At 66.9% G+C, this 22,585-nt stretch carries 22 protein-coding genes; 11 read left to right on the top strand and 11 right to left on the bottom strand.

Annotated elements, in window-relative coordinates; all coding sequences use genetic code 11:
* Positions 1 to 17: 17 nt before the first annotated feature.
* Positions 18 to 1,739 carry a gamma-glutamyltransferase gene (gene ggt / locus PQB87_RS27345; RefSeq protein WP_059683245.1) on the top strand — a complete coding sequence of 574 codons (1,722 nt, stop codon included), beginning with the start codon at positions 18 to 20 and terminating at the stop codon, positions 1,737 to 1,739.
* Positions 1,740 to 1,825: 86 nt separating this feature from the next.
* On the opposite strand, the gene PQB87_RS27340 is transcribed toward ggt, so the two are convergent.
* The gene (locus PQB87_RS27340) at positions 1,826 to 2,749 is read right to left on the bottom strand and encodes an alpha/beta fold hydrolase (protein ID WP_489242959.1); all 924 of its coding nucleotides are present in this window, start codon (positions 2,747 to 2,749) and stop codon (positions 1,826 to 1,828) included.
* A 353-nt stretch (positions 2,750 to 3,102) separates the two neighbouring features.
* On the opposite strand from PQB87_RS27340, the gene PQB87_RS27335 reads away from it, so the two are divergent.
* Positions 3,103 to 3,552: a winged helix-turn-helix transcriptional regulator gene (locus PQB87_RS27335; protein WP_027791380.1), complete on the top strand. Its 450-nt coding sequence runs from the start codon at positions 3,103 to 3,105 to the stop codon at positions 3,550 to 3,552.
* A gap of 37 nt (positions 3,553 to 3,589) precedes the next feature.
* Here the strand turns inward: PQB87_RS27335 and PQB87_RS27330 are convergent, their stop codons facing one another.
* From PQB87_RS27330 to PQB87_RS27300, 7 genes are all read right to left on the bottom strand, one after another.
* Entirely contained in the window at positions 3,590 to 4,201 is a 612-nt protein-coding gene (locus PQB87_RS27330) for an ANTAR domain-containing response regulator (RefSeq protein WP_027791381.1), read from the bottom strand.
* A gap of 6 nt (positions 4,202 to 4,207) precedes the next feature.
* Positions 4,208 to 5,350, bottom strand: coding sequence for a transporter substrate-binding domain-containing protein (locus PQB87_RS27325; protein WP_059485061.1), 1,143 nt, complete (start codon positions 5,348 to 5,350; stop codon positions 4,208 to 4,210).
* 32 nt (positions 5,351 to 5,382) lie between these two features.
* Positions 5,383 to 6,942 carry a nitric oxide reductase activation protein gene (locus tag PQB87_RS27320; RefSeq protein WP_489242958.1) on the bottom strand — a complete coding sequence of 520 codons (1,560 nt, stop codon included), beginning with the start codon at positions 6,940 to 6,942 and terminating at the stop codon, positions 5,383 to 5,385.
* On the bottom strand, positions 6,939 to 7,778 hold the full coding sequence (locus tag PQB87_RS27315; protein WP_060061874.1) for a CbbQ/NirQ/NorQ/GpvN family protein: 840 nt from the start codon (positions 7,776 to 7,778) through the stop codon (positions 6,939 to 6,941). Before PQB87_RS27315 ends, PQB87_RS27320 begins: the two co-directional genes overlap by 4 nt.
* Positions 7,778 to 8,260, bottom strand: a complete 483-nt coding sequence (locus tag PQB87_RS27310) for an AmiS/UreI family transporter (RefSeq protein WP_021159494.1) — start codon at positions 8,258 to 8,260, stop codon at positions 7,778 to 7,780. Before PQB87_RS27310 ends, PQB87_RS27315 begins: the two co-directional genes overlap by 1 nt.
* A gap of 68 nt (positions 8,261 to 8,328) precedes the next feature.
* A complete protein-coding gene (locus PQB87_RS27305) occupies positions 8,329 to 9,366 on the bottom strand; it encodes an aliphatic amidase (RefSeq protein WP_021159493.1) in 1,038 nt (345 codons plus the stop codon).
* A 487-nt stretch (positions 9,367 to 9,853) separates the two neighbouring features.
* Positions 9,854 to 11,269: a TolC family protein gene (locus PQB87_RS27300; RefSeq protein WP_489242957.1), complete on the bottom strand. Its 1,416-nt coding sequence runs from the start codon at positions 11,267 to 11,269 to the stop codon at positions 9,854 to 9,856.
* A 278-nt stretch (positions 11,270 to 11,547) separates the two neighbouring features.
* On the opposite strand from PQB87_RS27300, the gene PQB87_RS27295 reads away from it, so the two are divergent.
* The 7 genes from PQB87_RS27295 to ppk2 all read left to right on the top strand — a co-directional run bounded on the left by PQB87_RS27295 (position 11,548) and on the right by ppk2 (position 19,171).
* Complete coding sequence (locus PQB87_RS27295) at positions 11,548 to 11,724, top strand: hypothetical protein (RefSeq protein ID WP_006479216.1); 177 nt, start codon at positions 11,548 to 11,550, stop codon at positions 11,722 to 11,724.
* Positions 11,725 to 11,949: 225 nt separating this feature from the next.
* Complete coding sequence (locus tag PQB87_RS27290) at positions 11,950 to 12,135, top strand: hypothetical protein (protein WP_027791386.1); 186 nt, start codon at positions 11,950 to 11,952, stop codon at positions 12,133 to 12,135.
* Positions 12,136 to 12,279: 144 nt separating this feature from the next.
* Complete coding sequence (locus tag PQB87_RS27285; RefSeq protein WP_059683259.1) at positions 12,280 to 14,400, top strand: peptidase domain-containing ABC transporter; 2,121 nt, start codon at positions 12,280 to 12,282, stop codon at positions 14,398 to 14,400.
* Positions 14,397 to 15,401 (top strand): lysophospholipid acyltransferase family protein, encoded by a 1,005-nt coding sequence (locus PQB87_RS27280; protein ID WP_489242955.1) that lies wholly within the window; start codon positions 14,397 to 14,399, stop codon positions 15,399 to 15,401. The genes PQB87_RS27285 and PQB87_RS27280 overlap by 4 nt, the downstream gene beginning before the upstream one ends.
* Positions 15,402 to 15,413: 12 nt before the next feature.
* The gene (locus tag PQB87_RS27275) at positions 15,414 to 16,709 is read left to right on the top strand and encodes an HlyD family secretion protein (protein WP_027791389.1); all 1,296 of its coding nucleotides are present in this window, start codon (positions 15,414 to 15,416) and stop codon (positions 16,707 to 16,709) included.
* A 4-nt stretch (positions 16,710 to 16,713) separates the two neighbouring features.
* Entirely contained in the window at positions 16,714 to 18,132 is a 1,419-nt protein-coding gene (locus PQB87_RS27270) for an OmpW/AlkL family protein (RefSeq protein WP_111941617.1), read from the top strand.
* A gap of 88 nt (positions 18,133 to 18,220) precedes the next feature.
* On the top strand, positions 18,221 to 19,171 hold the full coding sequence (gene ppk2, locus PQB87_RS27265) for a polyphosphate kinase 2 (RefSeq protein WP_021159485.1): 951 nt from the start codon (positions 18,221 to 18,223) through the stop codon (positions 19,169 to 19,171).
* Positions 19,172 to 19,237: 66 nt separating this feature from the next.
* Here the strand turns inward: ppk2 and PQB87_RS27260 are convergent, their stop codons facing one another.
* From PQB87_RS27260 to PQB87_RS27250, 3 genes are all read right to left on the bottom strand, one after another.
* On the bottom strand, positions 19,238 to 19,825 hold the full coding sequence (locus tag PQB87_RS27260; RefSeq protein WP_059650901.1) for an IMPACT family protein: 588 nt from the start codon (positions 19,823 to 19,825) through the stop codon (positions 19,238 to 19,240).
* 248 nt (positions 19,826 to 20,073) lie between these two features.
* Positions 20,074 to 20,724, bottom strand: coding sequence for a DUF2625 domain-containing protein (locus PQB87_RS27255; protein WP_175757445.1), 651 nt, complete (start codon positions 20,722 to 20,724; stop codon positions 20,074 to 20,076).
* Between the two features lie 75 nt (positions 20,725 to 20,799).
* Positions 20,800 to 21,657 carry a LysR family transcriptional regulator gene (locus tag PQB87_RS27250; protein ID WP_272545982.1) on the bottom strand — a complete coding sequence of 286 codons (858 nt, stop codon included), beginning with the start codon at positions 21,655 to 21,657 and terminating at the stop codon, positions 20,800 to 20,802.
* A 125-nt stretch (positions 21,658 to 21,782) separates the two neighbouring features.
* Here PQB87_RS27250 and PQB87_RS27245 point away from each other — a divergent pair, with 125 nt between their 5' ends.
* A complete protein-coding gene (locus PQB87_RS27245) occupies positions 21,783 to 22,361 on the top strand; it encodes a DUF4865 family protein (protein WP_060276948.1) in 579 nt (192 codons plus the stop codon).
* Positions 22,358 to 22,531, top strand: coding sequence for a hypothetical protein (locus PQB87_RS27240; protein ID WP_226215660.1), 174 nt, complete (start codon positions 22,358 to 22,360; stop codon positions 22,529 to 22,531). Before PQB87_RS27245 ends, PQB87_RS27240 begins: the two co-directional genes overlap by 4 nt.
* Positions 22,532 to 22,585 lie beyond the last annotated feature (54 nt).

The following is a 22,585-nucleotide window of genomic DNA, read 5'->3' as shown; positions in this document are numbered from 1 at the left end:
CACATGGGGGACATGCAATGACTACGCTGAATCGCTTCAAATCATCCGCTGCCGTGCTCGCGACGGTGGCCGGCATCGGTTTCCTGCCGAACGCACCCGTTTATGCGAAGGGGCCGCAGCCGGCCGTCCTGACGAGCTCGGCGGTCGCGGTGGCCGACAAGTACAGCGCGGATGCCGCGGAGCGGATCTTCAAGGAAGGCGGCAACGCGATCGACGCGGCCGTCGCGATCGCCTTCACGCTCGCCGTCACGTATCCGGAAGCCGGCAACATCGGCGGCGGCGGCTTCATGACGATCTACAAGGACGGCAAGCCGTACTTCATCGACTACCGCGAGCGTGCGCCGCTCGCCGCGACGAAGGACATGTATCTCGACAAGGACGGCAACGTCGTCAAGGGCATGAGCCTGTACGGCCCGCGTGCGGTCGGCGTCCCGGGCACGGTCGCGGGCATGTGGGAAGCGCAGAAGCGCTTCGGCAAGCTGAAGTGGAAGCAGGTGCTCGCGCCGGCGATCCACTATGCGCGCGATGGCTTCGTCGTCGACGAGCAGCTCGCGCAGCGCGGCGTCGACGCGTCGAAGGAGTTCGGCGGCAAGACCAACTTCGACAAGTATTTCTCCGGGCTGAAGGCGGGCGTGAACTTCAAGCAGCCCGATCTCGCCGACGTGCTCACGCGCATCGCGAACGGCGGCGCGGAAGGTTTCTACAAGGGCAAGACGGCCGAGCTGATCGCCGCGTCGATGAAGACCGGCGACGGCAACGGGCTGATCACCACCGAGGATCTCGCGCAGTACCGCGCGGTGTGGCGCCAGCCGGTGCAGGCGAAGTGGAACGGTTATGACGTGATCACCGCGCCGCCGCCGAGCTCGGGCGGCATCGGCCTCGTGCAGTTGCTGAAGATGAAGGCCGACCTCAAGCAGGACTTCGAGGGCGTGAAGCTCAACTCGCCGCAGTACATCCACCTCGTCGCGGAAATCGAGAAGCGCGTGTTCGCCGATCGTGCGCAGTATCTCGGCGATCCCGATTTCTACAAGGTGCCGATCGCGCAGCTGACCGACGACGCCTACATCGCGAAGCGGGCGGCCGAAGTCAACCCGAAGGAACCGTCGGATACGAAGAGCGTGCAGCCGGGCCTCGGCACTACGATGCCGGAGAAGGCTGAAACGACGCACTTCTCGGTGGTCGACAAGTGGGGCAACGCGGTGTCGAACACCTACACGGTCAACGGCTATTTCGGTTCGGGCGTGATCGCCGACGGCACGGGCATCGTGCTGAACGACGAGATGGACGACTTCTCCGCGAAGCCGGGCGTGGCGAACATGTTCGGCGTGGTCGGCAGCGACGCGAACGCGATCGAACCGAAGAAGCGCCCGCTGTCGTCGATGTCGCCGACGATCATGACGAAGGACGGCAAGGTGTCGCTCGTGATCGGCACGCCGGGCGGCTCGCGCATCTTCACGTCGATCTTCCAGGTGATCAACAACATCTACGACTTCAAGATGCCGTTGAAGGAGGCCGTCGGCGCGATGCGCTTCCATCACCAGCTGCTGCCGCCGAACACGATCTTCTGGGAGCCGTACCACCCGATCGAAGGCGAACTCGCGAAGCAGATCGAGGCGCGCGGCTACACGCTGAAGGGGCAGGATTTCAGCGGCGACATCCAGGTGATCAAGATCGACGGCAAGACGCCGGAGGCGATGGCCGACCCGCGCGGGCGTGGCGTGACGCGGATCATTCGCTGACGTGAAGCGGTGCGTGCGCGGTTGCGAAGGCGGCCGCGCACGCCGTGTTCCGCGGCGGGGTGCCGGATGCCCGCTGCGGAACGCACTCAGCCGGTCGTCCGGATGAATCCGGCGATCCGCGCCGCGATGGCGTCGGGCGCATCCTCGAAACAGTAATGCCCGACACCCGCCAGCCGCTCGACGGGTGCGCGCGGAAACAGCGCGGTGAAAAGCGGCAGGAAGTGTTCCGCGCCGAGCGTCCGGTCGGCGTCTCCCCAGATCGCGAGCGCGGGTTTCTCGCGTATCGCGCGCAATGCCGCTGCATCGGGCACCTCGAACCGGTGCGCGCCCTCGGCAAACCCGCGGGCCCATCCGATCGCGCCGAGACAGTCCGCCGGTTGCGCGAACGGCGCACCGTACGCGGCAATCCACGTGTCGGTGATGACTGCGTGGTTCTCGAAACCGTTCAGTTTCAGCGTGCTCAGGATGTTGAAGCCGAGCTGCCCGAGCACGGTTTCGAGCGTGTCATCGGCCGCCGCGCGCATGATCCACTGGAACCATGGCGCATCGCGGCCGTTCGCATTCAGGCGCTCGACGAGATCGGGCTGGCCGAACGGCGTCGGCCCGTTCGCGGACACGATGCGCCGGATGCGATCCGGATGCCGCGCGGCAAGCCCCATGCCGACCGGGCCGCCGAAATCGTGCATCACGAGCGTGAGGCGATCGAGGTCGCGCGCGAGCACGAAGCGCTCGAGGTTGTCGATATGGTCCTGCAGCCAGTAGCTGCGATCCTGCGGCGTCGCGCTTTTGCCGAAGCCCATGTGATCGGGCACGACGATGCGGTGCGTCGGACTCAGCGCCGTCACCAGATCGCGGAACAGGTAACCCCACGTGGGTTCGCCATGCAGGCACAGGACGGTTTCGCCGTCGTGCGGGCCTTCGTCCACGTAGTGCATCCGGAAGCCGGACGCGTCGTCGAAATGCGGGGCGAAAGGAAAGGTGCCGTCGAACGTGGCATCGGGCCGGATCATCGAACGCTCCTTCGGTAGTCGGATAGTTTGGTTTCAAGTTGAAACTGAATCGAAGCGTAGGATATCGGGTTTCAAGTTGCAACCAAAAAGAAGGGCGGCCGCAATCGACGGACGCTCGGCACGTTGGTGCGCGATGATGTGCCGGAACGGGGAAATACCGGAATTTATATGCCAGATGTACGAACTGAAGTGCCAATGAGGCCCGAATCGGCCATGGCGTTCGTTGATCGCGAACAGTCGGGCCCCGCGCGATTGATCTTTCGTGCGACGAGTTTTATATTGCAACCATTCATTTCACCGAGCGTAACCGCCGTTCCGGCCGCATTCCCGGAACGGCATTGCCTCATGCATCGATGAACAGACGAACCACGCACGAAGATTCCCTTTGCGGCGTTGCCCGCCCGCTGGACGCGATCGGCGACTGGTGGTCGCTGCTGATCGTCCGCGACGCGTTCGACGGGTTGCGCCGCTTCGGCGAATTCCAGAAGAACCTCGGGCTGGCCAAGAACATCCTGGCCGCGCGTCTGCGCAACCTGGTCGCGCACGGGATCATGGACATCGTGCCGGCCGCGGACGGCGGCGCGCATCACGAATACGTGCTGACCGAGAAAGGGCGCGGCCTGTTTCCGCTGCTCGTCGCATTGCGGCAGTGGGGCGAGGATTTCTTCTTCGAACCCGACGAGGCGCACGTGCTGCTCGTCGACCGGAAGACCGGGCTGCCCGTCAGGAAGCTCGAGCTGCGTTCGCAGGACGGGCGCGTGCTCGGGCCGGAGGACACGGTCGTGCTGCCGCCGCCGGACTGACGCGCCTGACGCGTGGCGATCGGCGATCGCGTTCGGGTTACCGCTTCAACAGCGCATGCGCGTGCACGATCTGCTCGGCGAGCTGGTTGATCGAGATGCGCCGCTCCATCGCCTGCGAGCGGATCTGCTGATAGGCCTCTTCCTCGCTGATCGCGTTGTGCTGCATCAGCAGCGTCTTCGCTTCCTGCAGCGTGCGCGCGGACATCACGCGCTGTTCCAGCTGCGCGATGCGGCGCCGGTATTCGTCGTGCCGCCGGCTCTGGTGACACGCGAGCGCCATCGCGCTCAACAGGCCGAACGAACGCACCGGCGTCGTCACCGCGCTCTGCGCATCGATGCGCAGCATCAGTTCGAGGATCGTCGGGCTTTCGTAGGTCGTGACGGCGATGAGCGGCGGCCGCGCATCGTCCTCGAGCCACGGGATCGACAGGTGCAGCAGGTCGGGCCGGACCGCGAGAATCACGAGGTCGACACTCTCCGGCAGCGCGGCGGGCGGCGGCCAGCGCTGCTCGCTCGGGCAACCGATGCGCGAGAGCTGCTCGACGAGCAGCAGGCCGTTGTCGTCATCCGGGTAGTACACCATCACGCGCAGCGAGCGCAGTTCGGCGAGCAGGCGCGGCGTCGAGCGGATCGGGGTGCGGGCGCGCATCGTCGGTTATGCCTTCTGTTCGTCGGGCGCGTGCACGCGGTCGCCGAGCGAATGCGTGACGAGGTACGGATCGGGATGCACGCGCCGCGTCGCTTCGCGCACGATCGTGAAATTGCCGTCGGCCGTCGCGCAGCCGATGCGCGGGTACAGGCACGTGTGCTGCGTGAGCCGGTCGATCTTCACGCGGCCCTGTGGCGCGTCGAATTCCGCGTCCGCGAGATGTTCGACGAGCCGGTCGCGCTGGTCGGTGCCGGCGCGCGCGAGCGCATTGGCGAACAGGTGAACCTGGAAATACGCGGCTTCCCACGGCGCGGAGGCGTTCGCGTCGTCGCCGAAGCGCGCCTTGAGCTGCGCGATGCAGCGCCGGTTCACGTCCGAATCGATGGTCTGGAAGTAGGGCGACGACGTGTAGTGGCCGGCCGCGGCCGCGCCCATCTGACCGAGCTCGATCTCGGAGGTCGTCAGGCTCGCGATCGGCATCCTGCGTGCATCGAGGCCGGCTTGCGCATACGCACGGTAGAACGCGGCCGTGCTGTCGCCGACGAGCGTGCTGAACACGAAGTCGGGCGCCTTCGCGCGGATGTCCTCGACGACCGCCGCGAAATCCTGCTCGGACGCGACGAGCGGCATGTAGACCTCGCCGAGGATCTGGCCTTCCGGATGCTGCGTGACGAGGTCGATCATGATGCGGTTCGACTCGTACGGGTAGATATAGTCGGACCCGACGAGATACACGCGCGCACCGAACTGCGCGGTCATGAACGCGGCGAGCTGCACGCTGTTCTGGTTCGGGGCCGCACCCGTGTAGATCACGTTCGGCGAGAACTCGAAGCCTTCGTAGAGCGTCGGGTAGAACAGCAGCTTGTCCCACTTCTCGACGATCGGAATCAGCGCCTTGCGGCTGCTCGACATGTATCCGCCGAACAGCACGTTCACGCGCTCCGTGGCGATCAGTTCCTCGGCGAGCCGCGCATAGACGGCCGGGTCCGAACAGGCATCGCGCACGACGGGCACGATCTCGCAGCCGTTCGCGCCGCCCGCTTCGTTGATCTCGGCGATCGCCTGCAGCGTGCCGCGCAACTGGCTCCGGCCAAGGTGCGACGTGCATCCGCTCTGCGAGAACAATACGCCAACCTTCACACTGTTCATTCGGTCGTTCCTGTCTCTTTCGGGTAGAGCCGTCACGCGGTCAGTCGCCCGGCCGCGTGCGCGACGACGGCCGGCAATGCGTCGCCGTTCGCCGCGTGCACGCAGCGCGGGCCGACGCCAAGTATTGTAGACAACCCGGGCGGCTCGCCGAACGACAGACCGGCAATCGCGACACCGCGCCGCCGGCCCAGGCGTGCCGCGTGACGCGCATCCTCGACGAGGTAGCGCGGGTCGAACACGTCGATGTCGGCGGCTTCGCCGTCGCCGATCATCAGCACGGCGGCCCGCGCGCTCCCGGTTTCGCGGCGCAGCAAGGCCAGCGCATGCCGCAGTGCCGCGCCCGTGCGCGTGCTCATGCCGCTATCGGCCGCGAGCAGCGCCGCGCGTCGGCCGGCGTCGAACGCTTCGCCGAAATCCTTGAAGCACGCGTAGTACACGCGATGCCGTCCGTCCGACGTGTAGCCGTGCACGGCCCAGCGGCGCCGCTGCCGGTCGAACAGGTCGCCTAGCACGAACGCCGCGCGTTTCTCGAGCGTGGCGACCTGCGCGGCCGTCGACGCCGACAGGTCGAGCAGGATCAGCACGGGCCCGCGCGCGTCGTGCGGCACGCGGCGACGGAACACGCGCGGATCGGGCGCGTGCCCGGCGCGCCGGGCGATGCGTGCGGCGATCGCCGCATCGACGTCGAGCGCATCGCCGTCGAGCTGGCGGCCGACGCGCCGCAGCAGCTCCGATGCGCGCGCGGCCGGCATTCGCTTTGCCGCGCGCCGGTCGGCGTCGATCAGTGCGGAAAGCGACGGCGGCGGCGCCGACGTGGCGGGCGCGCGTTCGACGATCGTCGTCCAGTCGCGTCGTTCGCGCTGCGTGTGGCAATTCCACTCGGGATAGCGCGGCGCATCGGGTGCGGACGGCGGTGCGTCGTCGGGCTCGTCGCTGTGGCCGCCGGTCGAGGCCGACATCTCGACGCCGTCGTTGCCCGCCTGTTCGGCCGCCGCGGTGGCCGGCCGCGCCCACAGCCACGCATTGTCGTCGCGATAGGGCAGCCATGCGCCGTCGTCGGGTTCGAAGCGCACGCGCATCTGGCCGAGATCGTTCGCGAGCCTCGATGCAATCGTGCGAAACGCACGGTAATCGTCAAGCGTGTCGCGCCGCTCGGCGAACAGCTGCGTGCCTTTGTCGACCCACGGGTTGCCGTCGCGATACGACGGATCGAACAGCGCTTTCGCGAGCCGCGCGCACAGGCAGCCGAACGTGAGTCCTTCACGGCCGATCGGCGCGAACGCCGGCGCCCAGAACGTTGCGAGCCCCGGCCATTCGCGGGCCAGCAGCGCCTCGACGCGCGCATCCTCGATCACGCCGGCGACGGCCGAACCGATCTGCGTCAGCGTGTCGGCCGGCTCGCCGGACGGCGAGTGGCGCCAGTGGGCCAGCGCGTGCGCGGCCGCCGCGATGCGCGCATCGGGCGGCAACGCACGGGGCACACACAGCGCGGCATGGCCGAGCGTCGCGCGCGGCGCCGCATCGTCGAGCCGCACGTCGGTCTCGTGCGCGGTCATCCCGTGCAGGAAGCGGGCGAGTGGCAGCGCGCTCATGTCGCGAAGTGCGCGGCGGCCATCGTCTGCAGCGCGGCACGCGTGTCGGCGTCGTCGGTCGCCGCGTCGCTGATCGCGATCCGGCAGGCATCGAGCGGCGCGAGCCCCGCGACGATCAGGCGGGCCGCGTGCACGAGCAGGCGCGTCGACGCGCCTTCGTCGAGCCCGTTGCCCGCCTGTGCCAGCGCACGCGTGCGCTGCGCGAGATCGACGAGCCGGCGCGCGGTTTCGCGGTCGGCGCCGCTTTCGCGCACGACGACGTCGGTCTCGTGCGCGGCATCCGGATAGCCGAAGTCGATTGCGACGAAACGTTGCCGCGTCGACGGCTTCAGCCGCCGGTGCTCGCCGTGATAGCCGGGGTTGTAGGAGATCACCAGATGGAAATCCGGATGCGCATGCACGACTTCGCCGAGCCGGTCGAGCGGCAGCACGCGCCGCGAATCGGTCAGCGGGTGGATCACGACCGTCGCGTCGGGGCGTGCCTCGACGATCTCGTCGAGATAGCAGATCGCGCCATGCCGCGCCGCGAGCGTGAGCGGCCCGTCGGCCCAGTAGGTGCCGTCGGCGTCGAGCAGGTGGCGGCCCGTCAGGTCGGCCGCCGACGTGTCGTCGTTGCACGCGACCTGGATCAGCGGCAGGCCCATGCGCCACGCCATGTATTCGACGAAACGCGTCTTGCCGCAGCCGGTCGGCCCTTTCAGCAGGACCGGCAGGTGATGGCGGCAGGCCGTCTCGAACCAGTCGGCCTCGGCACCGGCCGGCTGGTAGAACGGCACATCGGCGATGCGGTGCCCGGCGAGCGGATCGGTGGCCAGCGGCGTATCGCGTGCGCTCATTACCACCTCCCCGTCATCATCAGCATGCCGGGCAGCCAGCAGGTGCCGACGCCGATCGCGATCGTGTAGCCGGGCAGGAAGCGCACGGTCCGCTTCAGCCCGAGCGCGACGAAGAACAGGAACCACAGGCTCGACCACAGCAGCCACATCGCCCCGAAACGCGCGTCGCTCGACGTGCCCGCGTAGACGAGTGCGCTGATCGCGACGAACAGGCAATACCAGCCGAGGCCGGCGCCTTGCAGCCCGCGCCACTGGACGGCGGCGAGATACAGGTACGTGAACGCGAACAGCAGCCCGCCCGCGCTCGAGAAAAACTGCGGCGGCGCCGACGCCTGCACGAGGCCGGCGAGGTTGATCAGCAGCGCGAGCAGCCCGACGAGCAGGTTCAGGCCGGCTGCGTCGCGCGGTTCGATGCGGCCGGTGAGCGCGACGCCGTTGACGACCAGCACCGCGCCGATGAAAAAGAGAGCGACACCGAGCATGATGAGGGCTCCAGAGTGAGACGGCGCCGTTCGCGCAGGCAGCGCGAACGGCCGGGCGGGGCGCGGGTTCAGCGATGCGCGGGCGCTTCGGACGGAATGCCTTCGATCGGGCATTCGGGCGTGCCGGGTGTCGCGCGTGTCAGCCGTTCGACAGCCTGGCGTGTGCCGTCCGGGTCGTTCACCCAGTTCGCATAGAACTCGAACGGGCATTGCGCGACGCCGTTCGGCGATTCGCCGGAACCGATCTTGCCCGTGTAACCGCGGTGCAGCAGCTTGTACAAGTGGTTCTGCGACTGCATGTTGCGGCGCGCGTCGCGGATCAGGCTCACCGACAGCTCCGCGTACTGCACGCCGTTCTCTTCCTCGCCGCATTCGCCGAGCGTGCGGCCGTCGAAGCCGACGATCGCGGAGTGGCCGAAATACGAGTACACGCCGTCGAATCCGGACGCATTCGCGACTGCCACGTAGCAGTTGTTCATGAACGCCATCGCTTTCGACACGAGCACCTGCTGGTCCTTCGCCGGGTACATGTAGCCCTGGCAGCGCACGACGAGCTCGGCGCCGCGCATCACGCAGTCGCGCCAGATCTCCGGGTAGTTGCCGTCGTCGCAGATGATCAGGCTGATCTTCAGCCCCTTCGGCCCTTCGGCGACGTACGTGCAGTCGCCCGGATACCAGCCTTCGACCGGCACCCACGGCATGATCTTGCGGTACTTCTGCACGATCTCGCCCTGGTTGTTGATCAGCACGAGCGTGTTGTACGGCGCCTTGTCCGGGTGTTCCTCGTGGCGCTCGCCGGTCAGCGAGAACACGCCCCACACGTTCGCCTTGCGGCACGCGGCCGCGAAGATGTCGGTTTCCTCGCCGGGGATCGTCGATGCCGTGTCATACATCTCCTTCGCGTCGTACATGATCCCGTGCGTCGAATACTCGGGAAACACGATGAGGTCCATGCCGGGCAGGCCGCGCTTGATGCCGACCACGCGCTCCGCGATTTCGCGGGCGTTCGCGATCACGTCGGCGCGCGTGTGCAGGCGCGGCATCTTGTACTGGACGACGGCGACGCCGACGGCGTCGTTGCTGCTGGAAATATCGCCATGACGCATGGTGTGCTCCTGGTTCGGGTGAAGACGTGCGTTTTCGAAAGACAAAAAAAAGCCCTTGCCTCGACGAGCGAGGCAAGGGCTTCTTTGCCGGTCCGTTCATCCGACAACGCTGTCGGATAACGGGAATGCGGATGGGCGGCCCGAAACGGGGCCGGCGAAGCGCGGGCTAGCGGGCGCGCGCTGCGCACGATCGTGGGACGTCTTTGTCCGCCGGATCGATGGGATGCACTCTAGGCAAAGTTTTTTTTTGACGCAACATCGCGTATACCCCTGCACGCGGTGAGGGCGCGGCATGCGTCCGGGATCGCGTATTGCGCCGCGCGATCGAGCGGGGTCGGACGCACGCTTGCGTGAACGACGGCGCGTTGTCGTGCCGCGCCGGCTTCGATGGATCGACCGGCCGGCGCGTCGGCATCGGTCATCAAGGTTGCGTGTACAACCTTTTTTTGCGCGATGCCGATGCGCGCCGACCCACGCTCGACCACGCTTAACCTCGGTCGCTCGCCGCGTTGCTTTCGAGAAAGCTGTCCACCGCGATCAACGACTGCTCGTCGAGCGTGCCCAGTACACTTTTCAGCTTCAGCTGCAGCTTCAGCGCGTCGAGATAGCTGTCGAACAGCTTCTGCCGGATGCCCGAGATGTCGCGCCGCAGGTTCAGCGTTTCGTACGTCGTGCTGTAACCGACCTGATGCGCCTTCATCGACGAATCGTACGCGAGGCGCGCGGCCTGCAGCGACTGCTGCAGCGCGCGGATACGCTTGCCGACCGATTCGAGCGCGGACAGCGCCTCGCGATGGTCGGTGCCCAGTTGCTCTTCGACTTCACGCAGCCGGTTGCGGTACTGCTCGGTCACGTGCTCGGCTTCCACCTGCCGGTAGTACACGCTGCCGCCGGAGAAGATCGGGATCGTCACCTGCACGCCGACCGCGCTCTGATGGAAGTCGGAGCGATCGGTGAGCCCGCGCAGGTTCGGGTTGAGCCCGCGCGAATACGACGCGAACAGGTCGACGGTCGGCAAGTGCTCGGCGCTGACGCGCTTCGCGGCGAGCCGCGCGACCTGGACGTCGCGGTACGCCTGCCGGTACGCGGGGTTGTCCTGCGGCGCGTAGTCGCCCGACGGAATGCGCGGCGACGAGCCGCGCATCGCGAGCCGCGGCCAGCGCGAGAAATCGATCGTCGACCCGAGCAGCGTCTCGTAGCGCGCACGGCGCGCGTCCACGTCGGTTTGCGCGAGAGCTTCGTCGGATTGCGCAAGACTGCGGCGCGCCTCGATTTCGGCCGTGTCGCCGATCGTCTTCATGCCGAGCTGTGCCATGCGTCGCGTATCGCTTTCGAGCCGGGTGAGCGCGTTCACCTCGTCGTCGGCCGATTGCAGTTTCTCGCGCGCGCTCAGCAGGTCGAAGCACGCGTTCGCGACGCGCAGGATCAGGTCCTGCCTTGCGACTTCGAGTTTCTGTTTCGCCGATTCCTCGTACTCGGTCGCGCGCCGCATGTCGTACAGGTAGGGCACGTTGAACAGCGCCTGCGTGACCTGCGCGGAACCGTATGCGGCATTGCTCGATCCGCTGACGTCGATGCCGAACAGGTTCGCGTGCGTACCGTAGCGTCCCCATTCGAGTTGCGCGGCGGCCTGCGGCAACATCTGCGCGCGTGCTTCGGGGAATTTCTGGCGGGCCGCATCGTATTCGCTGCGCGCCTGCAGGTAGCGCGGATCATGCACGACCGCGTACTGGTAGGCGGTGTCGAGGCAGAACGCGTGCGCGTTCGCCGACACGCCGGCTATCGTTACAGCGAACAATGTCACGGTTGCAAGTCGGGGATTCCACCTAGTCGTAAAACTTGATAGGGAATTACCCGAGTTCCGTGTCGCCGATCCGTAATTCGCGCGCCTCGTTTCAAACATGGCCGTCTCCGTCTCCTGCCCGTGCCGCAAAGCATTGCGGCGGGATTTAAACGTATTGAAATTGAAATTCAAACAGCGTGAATGCCTGCCATCCGTGGCGCACCGGAAAACGCGCCTGTAAGAGTGTGTCCTCCATTGAATTCCGATGCGCCCGCATGATAGCCTGATTTCGGCTCGTAATCGCAGTGATTATTAGATTAACAAGTCGCTAGGGATTAAAAGCCGTTTGTCTTTCTATGAAGGTTCTTTGCATCATCTTTATTTTTTACGAGGAGAGAATGATGAAGGTCATGACGACGGAACAGGTCAGGAATGTGCATGGCGGCGGTGCGATCAGCTCGCTGGGTAGCCTCGCCGTTGACGCCGCGCCGGTGGTGACCGCGCTCGGCCAGTTCCTGCCGAGCCTCGGCAATTACCTGCAGAACCCGAAGACGTTCAATAACACCGGCAAGTAACCGCCGTGCGCGGGGAGGCGCCCCCCGCGCGAAATGCTGCGAAACAGAAGGAAAAGAATCGATCGCCGAAGTGGCAATAAAGCGAATCCGGAATGCATTATTTCCGGTTCGGGCGATTATCAGGAGGCGGGAGTGCCGGATTATCCCCGTAATAAAGTTAACGGCCATTGAGATTTCAATTGGCTGACGGTGGCGGGCATTCCGACAATATAAAGGCCACAACAAATGCGAGACATCACGGAAGAACAGGCCCGCCAGATTCGCGGCGGCGCGTCGCTTTACTCCAATTCGGCCGCCTATACGGTCGATCTCGTCAACCAGTCGATCGGGACCACGCTGCAGGGCCTGATGACCCAGTACCAGACCCGCGCCGTCGAACAGTTCCGGATGTCGCTCGGCTCGTCGCGCTGAGCGGCCCGCCAGGCGGCCGGTAACACCGGTCTTCCGTCGCAGCCGGCAGCGTGCCGGCTGTGCCCTTGCGTATCGCGCACGACCCGCCACGGGCCCGCACCGGCAGGCCCGGGCGGCGCGTCGTCGCGCCCCGGGTGCCCGACCATGCTCTTCAATACGCGTAAAGTCCGTCCGGTCCTGCAGGACGAGGTAACGGAGTGCGGCCTGGCCTGCCTCGCGATGATCGCGTCGTGGCACGGGCGCGAAACGACGTTGCGCACGCTGCGCAACCGCTATCCGGTCCGGATCGATTCCGGGCTGTCGTTCTTCGACCTGATGGAGATCTCGAACGATCTCGGCCTGCGCGCACGCGGGCTGCAGTTCGACGCGGGCGAACTCGACGCGCTCAAGACGCCGTGCATCCTGCACTGGGGGATGAACCACTATGTCGTGTTGACGAAGGTCGGCTACGGCAGCGTGCACATCGTCGATCCCGCGCTCGGCGAAACGAAGCTGCCGCTCGCGCAGGCGCTCACGCACATCACGGGCTACGCGCTCGAACTGAATCCCGATATCGGCTTCACGCGGGCGGGGCAGGCCGACCGGATCAGGCTGCGCGACTACCTCGAAGGGCTGACCGGCATTCGCAAGAGCCTCGCGATCGGCATCGCGGGCGGCGTCGCCGCGCAGCTCCTGCTGCTGCTCGGCCCGTCATACGTGCAACTGACGATCGACGAGGCGCTGAAGAAGACCGACGTCGACATCCTGTACCTGCTGACGATCCTGTTCGCGATCGTGTTCCTGTTCGACACGCTCTACGCGAACCTCGTCGGCAACATCAAGAGCTACCTGCGCAACATCGTGTCGCAGCAGTTGTCGGCGAACATGGTCGGGCATCTCGCGCGGCTGCCGATCGGCTATTTCCTGTTCCACAACACCGGCGATTCGATCTCGCGCGTGTCGTCGGTGTCGGAGGTCGGGCGGTTTCTCGTCGACGGGCTGGTCGGCGGGCTGCTCAATATCGTCACCTGCACGCTGACGCTCGTGCTGATGCTGTACTACAGCCCGGTGCTGGCCGGCATCAGCCTGGCCGGGATGGTGCTGTTCGCGCTCAGCCGGCTCGCGATCCAGCCGCAACTGCAGGACGCGATGTCGCAGATCCTCACGCGCGGCGCGGAAGCCGACGCACTGCTGATCGAGAACATCCGCTCCGCGCACTCGATCAAGCTGCTGTCGGCCGAAACCGCGCGCAGCAGCCTGTGGGTCAACGCGTTCACGCAGAAGCTGCAGGCGATGCGTCAGCAGGAGCGGCTGCAATTGCTGTTCGATGCGGTGTCGAAGGGGATCGTGCACGTCGAGCAGCTCGTGATCGTCACATACGGCGCGTGGCTCGTCATGCACGGGCAGAGCACGATCGGCGTGATCTACGCGTTCATCCAGTACAAGAACCTGTTCGCGGACAAGTTCATCGATTCGATCCAGCTCTACGTGCGCCGCAAGGTGCTGCAGGTGCACATGGACCGCGTCGCCGACGTGTTGCAGACCGAGACCGAGGAACCCGCGCCGGACGCGGTCGTGCGGCCCGTCGACGGTTTCGACGGCACGCTTTCCATCCGCGCGCTGTCGTACACGCCGAAGGGCGGCAACCGCCCGATCCTGCGCGACATCGCGCTCGACGTGCCGGCCGGCAGCAAGATCGCGATCGTCGGCCGCACCGGCAGCGGCAAGACGACGCTGCTGAACCTGATCTGCGGGCTCGTGCGGCCCGAGCCCGGCACGCTGTTCGTCGGCGGCGTCGATCTCGCGGAAGTGAACCTGCGGCAGTACCGCAAGCATCTCGCGGCCGTGACGCAGTCCGACCAGCTGTTTCGCGGCACGATCCGCGACAACATCACGAACTTCGCGCCCGCGCCGCGCATCGGCGCGATGTTCGACGCGGCGAAGCTCGCGTGCATCCACGACGAGATCGAGCGGCTCGACCATCGCTACGACACGCCGCTCGGCGATACGCAGAAATTCCTGTCGGCCGGGCAGATGCAGCGGCTCCTGATCGCGCGGGCGCTGTATTGCGAGCCGCGCCTGCTGATCCTCGACGAATTCTCGTCGAACCTTGATCAGGCGACGACCCACGAGATCTGCCGCAACGTGCTGACGCTGCCGTGCACGATCGTGCTCGTTACGCACGACGCGTCGATCCTGTCGATGGTCGACCGGATCTACCAGATGCACGACGGCGTATTGACCGACGCGACCGATGCGTGGCGTGCGGCCGAGGAGGCACGGTGATGCTCGGGCGACTCTTCCTGCTCAATCCTTTCTCGTATGCGTTCCTGGTGCGGCGCGCGGTGCGGGCCGTCGCGCTGCGCACGTCGCCGGCGCGCGGGCTGCGGCTGATGCGCTGGTGCTCGGGCGCCTGCCTGCGCTGCTTTCCGTGCATTCGCGAGTCGATCGAGCGCGCGGTCGCGTACATGCTGAGCGCGCACCTGAACGACGATCCGCGGCGCGTGCGGGACGTGTCGGCGGCGATCGTGCGCGAACTGTTCGAAGCGGAATTCGCGGGGCTCAAGCTGCGCACGCACAGCCTCGAATCGATGAAGTCGATGATCGACGGGATGGCGTGCGAAGGCGACGAGCAGCTGCGGGCGGCACTCGCGCGCGGCGGCCCGCTGATGCTCGCGGGGCTGCACTTCGGCAACCTGATGCTGTTCGTCACGAAGCTGCGCTTCATGATTCCCGACGACCGCAAGCTGATGGTGATTCTGCACCGGGATGCGCCCGGTGCGTTCTTCGACGATGCGCTGCGGCTCGTCGCCGAATACGGCGCAGGCGAGGTGGAGTTCATCGACATCGAGGAACGCGTGCACCTGCGGCGGCTGATCACCAGCCTGCGGCGCGAGGCGCCCGTGTTCCTGCTGTTCTCCGACCTGCACGGCAAGTTCGGCAAGACCAACCGCTGCCGGCTCGGCGGGCGCTGGGTGCGGATGGCCGGCGGCGGCGTGAAGCTCGCGGTCGAGCAGGGGATTCCGCTGCTCGTCTCATACGCGACGGGCGTGCCGTTCCGCGATCGCTGCGCGGTGCATTTCACCGAGCTCGCGGCCAGCCCGCTCGTGCCGATGCTCGGCGCGGAAGACGACGCGTCGCCGGTGCGCGCCACGCACCAGCGCATCGTCGACCGTCTCGAACAGGCGCTCGTGCGGCAGCCCGAGCAGTGGCATTTCTGGGAACACTTCACGCCTTACCTGATGCCGACGCCGCTGCTCGATGCGGCCGCGCGGCGTCGCTCCTGACGAGCCTGCCCCATGCCGACCTGGAACTCCGCCCTCCGAGAACAGAAGCCGTCGCGCAAGCTCGCGCGCGGCACGACCTTCGGCACCGTGATCCACGGCGTCGTCGACGTGCCGGTGTCGATGCGCTTCTTCTGCTACCTGTCACTCGCGATGTTCGCGATGTTCGTGACCGCGCTCGTCGAACTGAGCTACGCGAATACCGAGAGCGTGTCGGGGATGCTGACGCCGCGTTCGGGGCTGATCGGCGTCAGCGCGCCGCCGGGCTGGGCCGTGCGCGACGTCTACGTCGGCAAGGACCAGCACGTGAAGGCCGGCCAGCGGCTGCTGGCGGTGACGCGCGACACGAGCTTCGTGAGCCAGGCGAACAACGTGCAGGGGATGCGTGCGGCGCTCGACCGGCAGCGCGTCGAGGTCACGCAGCAGATCGACGCGGCACGCCTCGAATACCGGTCGTCGGTACAGCAGATCAACCAGCAGATCGCCGCGCAGGGCGAGAGCCGCGGGCTGATCGATCGGCAGATCCAGGACCAGAAGCGCATCGTCGACGAGTATGGCGAACGGCGCGCACGCGTGAAGCAGCTGCTCGACGAACAGGTCGTGACGCTCGAGCAGTACAACCAGGTCAACACGCAGTACCTGCAGGCCGGGCAGGCGTACCAGGACCTGCTGCTGCGCCGCGCCGAGCTCGCGAAGAATGCGATGAAGCTGCGCGGCGACCTCGACACGATGCAGAGCAAGTACGACGGTGCGAACGCGGAACTGAAGATCAAGCAGGAGGAGCTGAACGCGAAGGAATACAACATCGACGAGAACGTGAACCAGGTGCTGTACGCGCCGGCCGACGGGCAGATCGTGCGGCTCGACGTCGTGCAGGGCGGCGTGATCGACCCGCCGGGTACGCGCGTCGTCGAGATCCTGCCCGCGAAGGCCGACGGGCTGATCGCCGAGGTCTACATTCCGTCGTCGAAGGCCGGCTTCGTGAAGAAGGGGCAGGAGGTGAAGGTTGCGTATGCAAGCTATCCGGTCGAGAAGTTCGGCACCTATCGCGGCAAGGTGCTGTCGATCTCGCCCGTCGCATTTTCCGCGAAGGAGCTGAACCTGCCGGGCGATGCCGCCACGCCGCAGACCTACTTCAAGACCTGGGTCGAGCTGGCTGACCGCACGCCGGCGTTCGAAGGGCGGCCGCTGTCGCTGCGGGCCGGGATGATGCTGAAGGCCGACATCGTGCTGGAGCGGCGCAGCCTGCTCGAATGGCTGTTCGAGCCGTTGTACCGCATCCGTCAACGCCTGTTCGGCGTGCCGGCCTGAGCCGATGGCGAGCCGGGACACGTACTGCCGCCGTGCGCGGCCGGGCGCCGTGCGTCCGCTGTCGCGCTGGCTCGGCGCGACGCTGTTCGCGTGCGCGGCCGCCGCGCATGGCGCGCCGCAGCCGGACGCGGACGCCGAACCACGCTGGCAGGCCGGCGCCGACGGGATCGGCTTCTGGCCGGGCGGCGACGCGGACGGGTTCGATGCGAGCGCATGGGCGACCGACGCGGGGCCGGCGCGCGGCGGGCGCGGCAGGCACGGCAGACACGGAGAAGAGGCCGACGGGCCGCAACCCGACGCCGTCCCGTTGACGGCGCGCAAGATCACGCTCGGCCAGCGAAACGGCGGGGCGGGGCGCGCATGCGCGGCAGCGCCCGACGACGGCGCGGACGGCATCGGCTTCGACGACGGCGGCGCCGGTGGCGCCGTTGGCGGCTGCGATCCGGCCGCGCCGCGCGACGCGGCGGCGAGCGACATGCCGGCGCCCGGCGTCGTCCACGCCGACCGGATGCCGTACGAACTGCATCCGGTCGATCCGTCGCGGCTGCCCGATCTGCCGGCCGCCCAGGCGCCGCCGTTGCTGACGCAGCTGATGGGCGACGACCGCAACATGGTCGGCCTCGGCTGGCACTTCGTCGGCACGACCGGCCGATCGACGCCCGTGACGACGCACACGGACGCACTCGGGCTGAACAGCTTCCAGAACCAGGGGTCGCAGCTGTCGCTCGGCAACACGAACACGCTGGCGTTCACGCTGACGCATTTTTTCTCGGAAAACTGGGCGGCCGAACTCGGCGCGGGCATTCCGCCGGTGCTGACGCTGCGCGGGCACGGCAGCATCGCGCTGCCGCTCGACCGGATCTTTTCAGGCGTCCAGGGGCGCTTTCCGCTGATCGATCTCGCGAACACGCAAAGCAACCCGCTCGCGACCACGCGCGCGTGGCTCGGGTCCGTCGTGTTCAAGTATTACCTCGGCGAGCGCGACGACCGTTTCCGCCCGTTCGCGGGCATCGGCGTCAGCTACACGCGCTTCACGAACACGAACCTGAATCCCGTGTTCCAGCGCAAGCTCGCTTCGCTCGGCGGGCTGCTCGCGGCGGGCGCGGACATCGGCAGCCTGCAGTCGCTGCTGCTCGACCCGGCGCTGTTCCAGCGGATCTGGGATGCCGGCGGCGACCTGCTGCTGTCGGGCAAGACCAACGTGTCGGCGAAGGTGAAGAGCGTGTGGGAGCCGGTGTTCACGGTCGGCGCGAGCTACCAGATCACGCGCCAGTTCTGGATCACCGGCATGGTGACCTATATCCCGTTACGTACGAAGATTACGCTGGATATCGACCAGCCGAACCGTCAGCTCGCGTCGAACACGTTCGATATTGCCGCGAACCCCGTGCTGGCGAGCGTGCTGCTCGCGTTCCGCTTCTGACCGGTGCGCCGGCCCTTTTTCATGAATTTGACGCGCGACGCTGGGATAATGTCGGCGTTTGGCTGCGTCAACGATGGAAGGAGGCCCCATGGGCGACAACGATAACCGCACCGAGACCGACAACCGCGCCGATCTCGAATCGATGGAAGCGCGCCAGCGCCGCTTCGAGGAAGACCTGGTCGACGCTTACGACGAAGAACTCGAGATGGAGCTCGACGATCGCCGCTTCGACGATAGCGACGACCTGCTGTTTTCGCAGGAGCGGCGCGAAGCGCGCAAGCAGTATTTCCGCGAGCTGTTCCGCCTGCAGGGCGAACTCGTGAAGCTGCAGGACTGGGTCGTGAGCACGGGGCACCGGCTCGTCGTCATTTTCGAGGGGCGCGACGCGGCCGGCAAGGGCGGCGCGATCAAGCGCATCACGCAGCGGCTGAACCCGCGCGTATGCCGCGTGGCGGCGCTGCCGGCGCCGAACAACCGCGAACGCACGCAGTGGTATTTCCAGCGCTATGTCGCGCATCTGCCGGCCGGCGGCGAAATCGTGCTGTTCGACCGCAGCTGGTACAACCGCGCGGGTGTCGAGCGTGTGATGAACTTCTGTACCGACGACGAATACGAGGAGTTTTTCCGTTCGGTGCCCGAGTTCGAGAAGATGCTCGTGCGCAGCGGGATCCAGATCGTCAAGTACTGGTTCTCGATCACCGACCACGAGCAGGAAGTGCGGTTCCAGAGCCGGATCGAGGATCCGCTCAAGCAATGGAAGCTGAGCCCGATGGATCTCGAGAGCCGCCGCCGCTGGGAAGCCTACACGGCCGCGAAGGAAGAGATGCTGCTTCGCACGCACATTCCGGAAGCGCCGTGGTGGGTCGTGCAGGCGGTCGACAAGAAGCGCGCGCGGCTGAACTGCATTCACCATCTGCTGCAGCAGGTGCCGTATCACGAGGTGCCGCACGCGCCGATCGACCTCCCGCCGCGCGAGCACCACGAGGACTACATCCGCCGGCCGGTGCCGGACGACATGATCGTCCCGGATACCTACTGAATGACCGACTGACCGGCGCCGGGATTCGTCCGGCCACGCGGGGAACGCGGACGCGCTCCCCGCGCGTCACGTCGCCGGAAATCCCGAGCGCCCTTGCGTCAGGTCGAACAGCTCGGTTCTTGCCGCGGCTTCGGCGTTTTCCGGCAGCTTGATCGAGAGCTTCACCGTCATCCCGTATGCGCTGTCCACCAGCGCGTATCCGGCCTGTTCGATCCAGCGGCGCACGCGTGCCTCGTCCGGGTAGCCGATCTCGATCGCGAGCCGCGTGTAGCGGACACGTTCGACGCGCTCGGCGTCGAGCAGCGCCGATGCGATTGCATCCGTATAGGCCCGCACCAGCCCGCCCGCGCCGAGCTTCACGCCGCCGTAGTAGCGCACGACCGCGCCGAGCACGCCGTCGAGATCGTGATGGCGCAGCACTTCGAGGATCGGCCGGCCCGCGGTGCCCGACGGCTCGCCGTCGTCCGACATGCCCGACTGCCCACCCGCCAGCAACGCCCAGCATACGTGGGTGGCCGCAGGATGCTCGTCGCGCAGGCGCTGCAGCGCGTGCATCGCGGCGTCGCGATCGTCGACGGGGATCGCGAACCCGATGAAGCGGCTCTTGCGGATCTCGAGTTCGCGGATGCAGGTGGTGGCGAGCGAGTAACTCATGCGTCGCGAGATGAAAGGTGTAGGAAAATCAAGATGATGACGGCCTGGCGATGCGTTTGATATCGACCCGCGCAGGCATCGGGCGGCGGCACGAGCGGGCGGGATGAAACAGGAATTTTACCGTGGCGCGCATCGACGCCTTTCGAAGCCGTCAAAACGCGACGCCGATGCGAATGCTCAGGTGCGGCCAAGCGCACCGGCTTGGCCACGGGACTCGACGCTTCGGATTCGAAGGCAGGTCCATCGGATCACGGTTGCCTTGACGTCGTGGCGCCGGCGCCGATCTGGAGTGCATACAGCTCGGCAACGTCGACCGCCCGACGGCTGCTGCGTTCGACCGATCCTTCTTTCGTCCACAGGAATGGATGGAAGCTGAAGCATTGATCCGTCGTCAGGCGCTGGACATCGGCCTGCCAGCCGGGCCAGCGCATGCTCGCGTAGAAGTCGCTCAGCGTGTCGCCGAGCGACCATCGCACGAAGTCGCCGTACCCGATCCCGAGGGGCTCCCATTCCAGCGTGTCGGGTGCAAAGTAGTACACGGAGCCCGGGTCCTCCCCGAGTGCGCCGCCGTTCAAGGCGAAGAATCCGCCGACGGCATCGTCCGCGACCAACAGAAAGCCGGAGGAGCGTCCCTGATTCCAGCCGACGATGTCCCGGGGCAATGCGGGATGGCCCGAGCCGAGCAGACGAAGGTAGCCGCCGTCCACGAGCAGGCCGCCGGTCGAATAGGCGATGGTCCCCAGGAGCGATCGCGTGGTGACCTGAAGGGTGGACAGGATTTCGCCATTCCGGCCCGATGGCGGCAATATCTCGCAACGATCAGGCGCTGCCGCCGACCACTCGATCAATGACGGCAGGGCGGATTCACGCTCGTTGACCAGTTCGTCCAGCGGACGCATGTGTCTTCTCTCCGGGTGGTTCGGTTCGGCATGGGTCGAGCCGGGGCGATACGGCCTGCACCGGCTCGTGCGGCATCAACGCGCCCCGACCGACGCGCGCAGTGCCGCGCCCAGCGTGCGCAGTGCCTGCCGGGCGCGCGCATCGGTCAGGCTCGAGTGGAGCACCACGTCGCGCGTCGGCAACGGCGGCAGCCCGTAGCGCGCACCGACGTCGACCGTGCCGGCGGGCGCCACGCGATGCCCGAGCGCCGCGACGGCCAGCCCCGCGGACACCGCCGCGCCGATCGTCGCGACGCCGCCGCCGACGAACACCTCCGTCCAGCCGACCCCGGCCTGGTCGAGCGCGCCGATCGCCATGCGGCGCACGCTGCAGGGCTCGGCTTGCGTGGCCAGTCGCAGCGGTTGCGGCGGATGGTACTCGAAATCCGCCGCGGCCATCCAGCCGAACGACTCCGACAGGATGGTTTCGCCGTCGAGCCGCCGGCTGTCGTGCTGCAGCGCGACGGCCGCGTCGAGCTGGCCGCGGTCGAATGCATCAAGCACGTCGCGCGACGCGGCGACGCGGATCTCCAGCACGAGCGTCGGCTCCGCTTCGCTCATGCGCCGCAGCAGCATCGGGAGATCGGCGCCGACGACATGGTGGCTGACGCCGATCACCAGCCGCCGCCGGCCGGTGCCGAACGCGCCGACCGCACCGTGGTGGGCCGCCACCAGTTCGCGTGCCGGTTCCAGGAATGCGGTGCCGTCGGCCGACAGGCGGACCTGCCGCGGTGTGCGTTCCAGCAGGCGGCGGCCGAGGCCGCTTTCGAGCCGCTTGATCTTCAGGCTCACCGCGGACTGCGTCGTGTCCATCGCCTCGGCGGCCCGCGTGAAGCTCTTGAGGTCGGCGGTCAGCACGAACGCCTGCACGGCTTCGATGTCGAGCGTTTTCATCGCACACTCATCCATTGAGAAATTGAATCATTGAAATATTCTGCCATCGTATTTTCAAATGATTCAAGGTCTTCTACGCTGTTCTCGAGCCATTCGGAATCTCCGTTTCCCTTCAGGAGTCGATCATGCTGACCGCGTACTACGTGCACCGCCTGCCGGCGGACTACGACCTCGACATCATCCGCCATCGCGTGCGCGAGCGCGGCAAGCTCTGGGACGACACGCCGGACCTGGTGTTCAAGGGGTTCCTGCTGCGCGAGGCGGGCCGCTACGGTGCGACGGAAAACGGCTATGCGTCGTTCTATCTGTGGCGTAACGAGCAGGCGTTCGCCGGGTTCGTCACGGGCGGCCGGTACCGGGTCGTGACGGACAGCTTCGGCCGCGCGCCGATCGACGTGCAGGTCGCGCTCGATGCGCGCAAGGGCAGTGCGTCGACGGGGCGCTTCGTTCGTCTGGAAGCCGTCGACATTCCGGCGGATGCCGACCTCGAGGCGACGCTGGCGCGGGAGGTGACGCGCAATCGCGAAGTGGCGGCGCGGCAGGGTGTGGTGGCGGCCGCGGTCAGCCTGGACTCGCTACGCTGGCGGCTCACGCGTGCCCTCGTCACCGAACACGAGCCGGACGACGGCGGCGCAGGCACGGTGTATCAGGTGCTGCATCTGGCGAGGCCGTTGCTCGATACGCTGGAAGGGAGCGGAGCATGACGACGGGCGCCGCGTCGCGATCGCGGGCCGGGCCGTCGGGTGCGGCGAGCGGCCCGGCATCCGTGCGATTGCCGGCCGGCCTCGTGGTCGCCGCGCATCTGGCCGGGATGACGGCGGGGATCGCCGCGATTGCCGCGCTCGCGACGCTGCTGGCGCTACTGTTCCGGTGAGGATCGCCGGTGCGGACGGCGGAAGACGGAGGAGCCGGGCGCGACACGCGCGGC

The sequence above is a fragment of the Burkholderia sp. KL41 genome (assembly GCF_057005415.2).
Note: the sequence above shows the minus strand (reverse complement) of the source record. Positions and strands in the feature narration are given on the sequence as shown.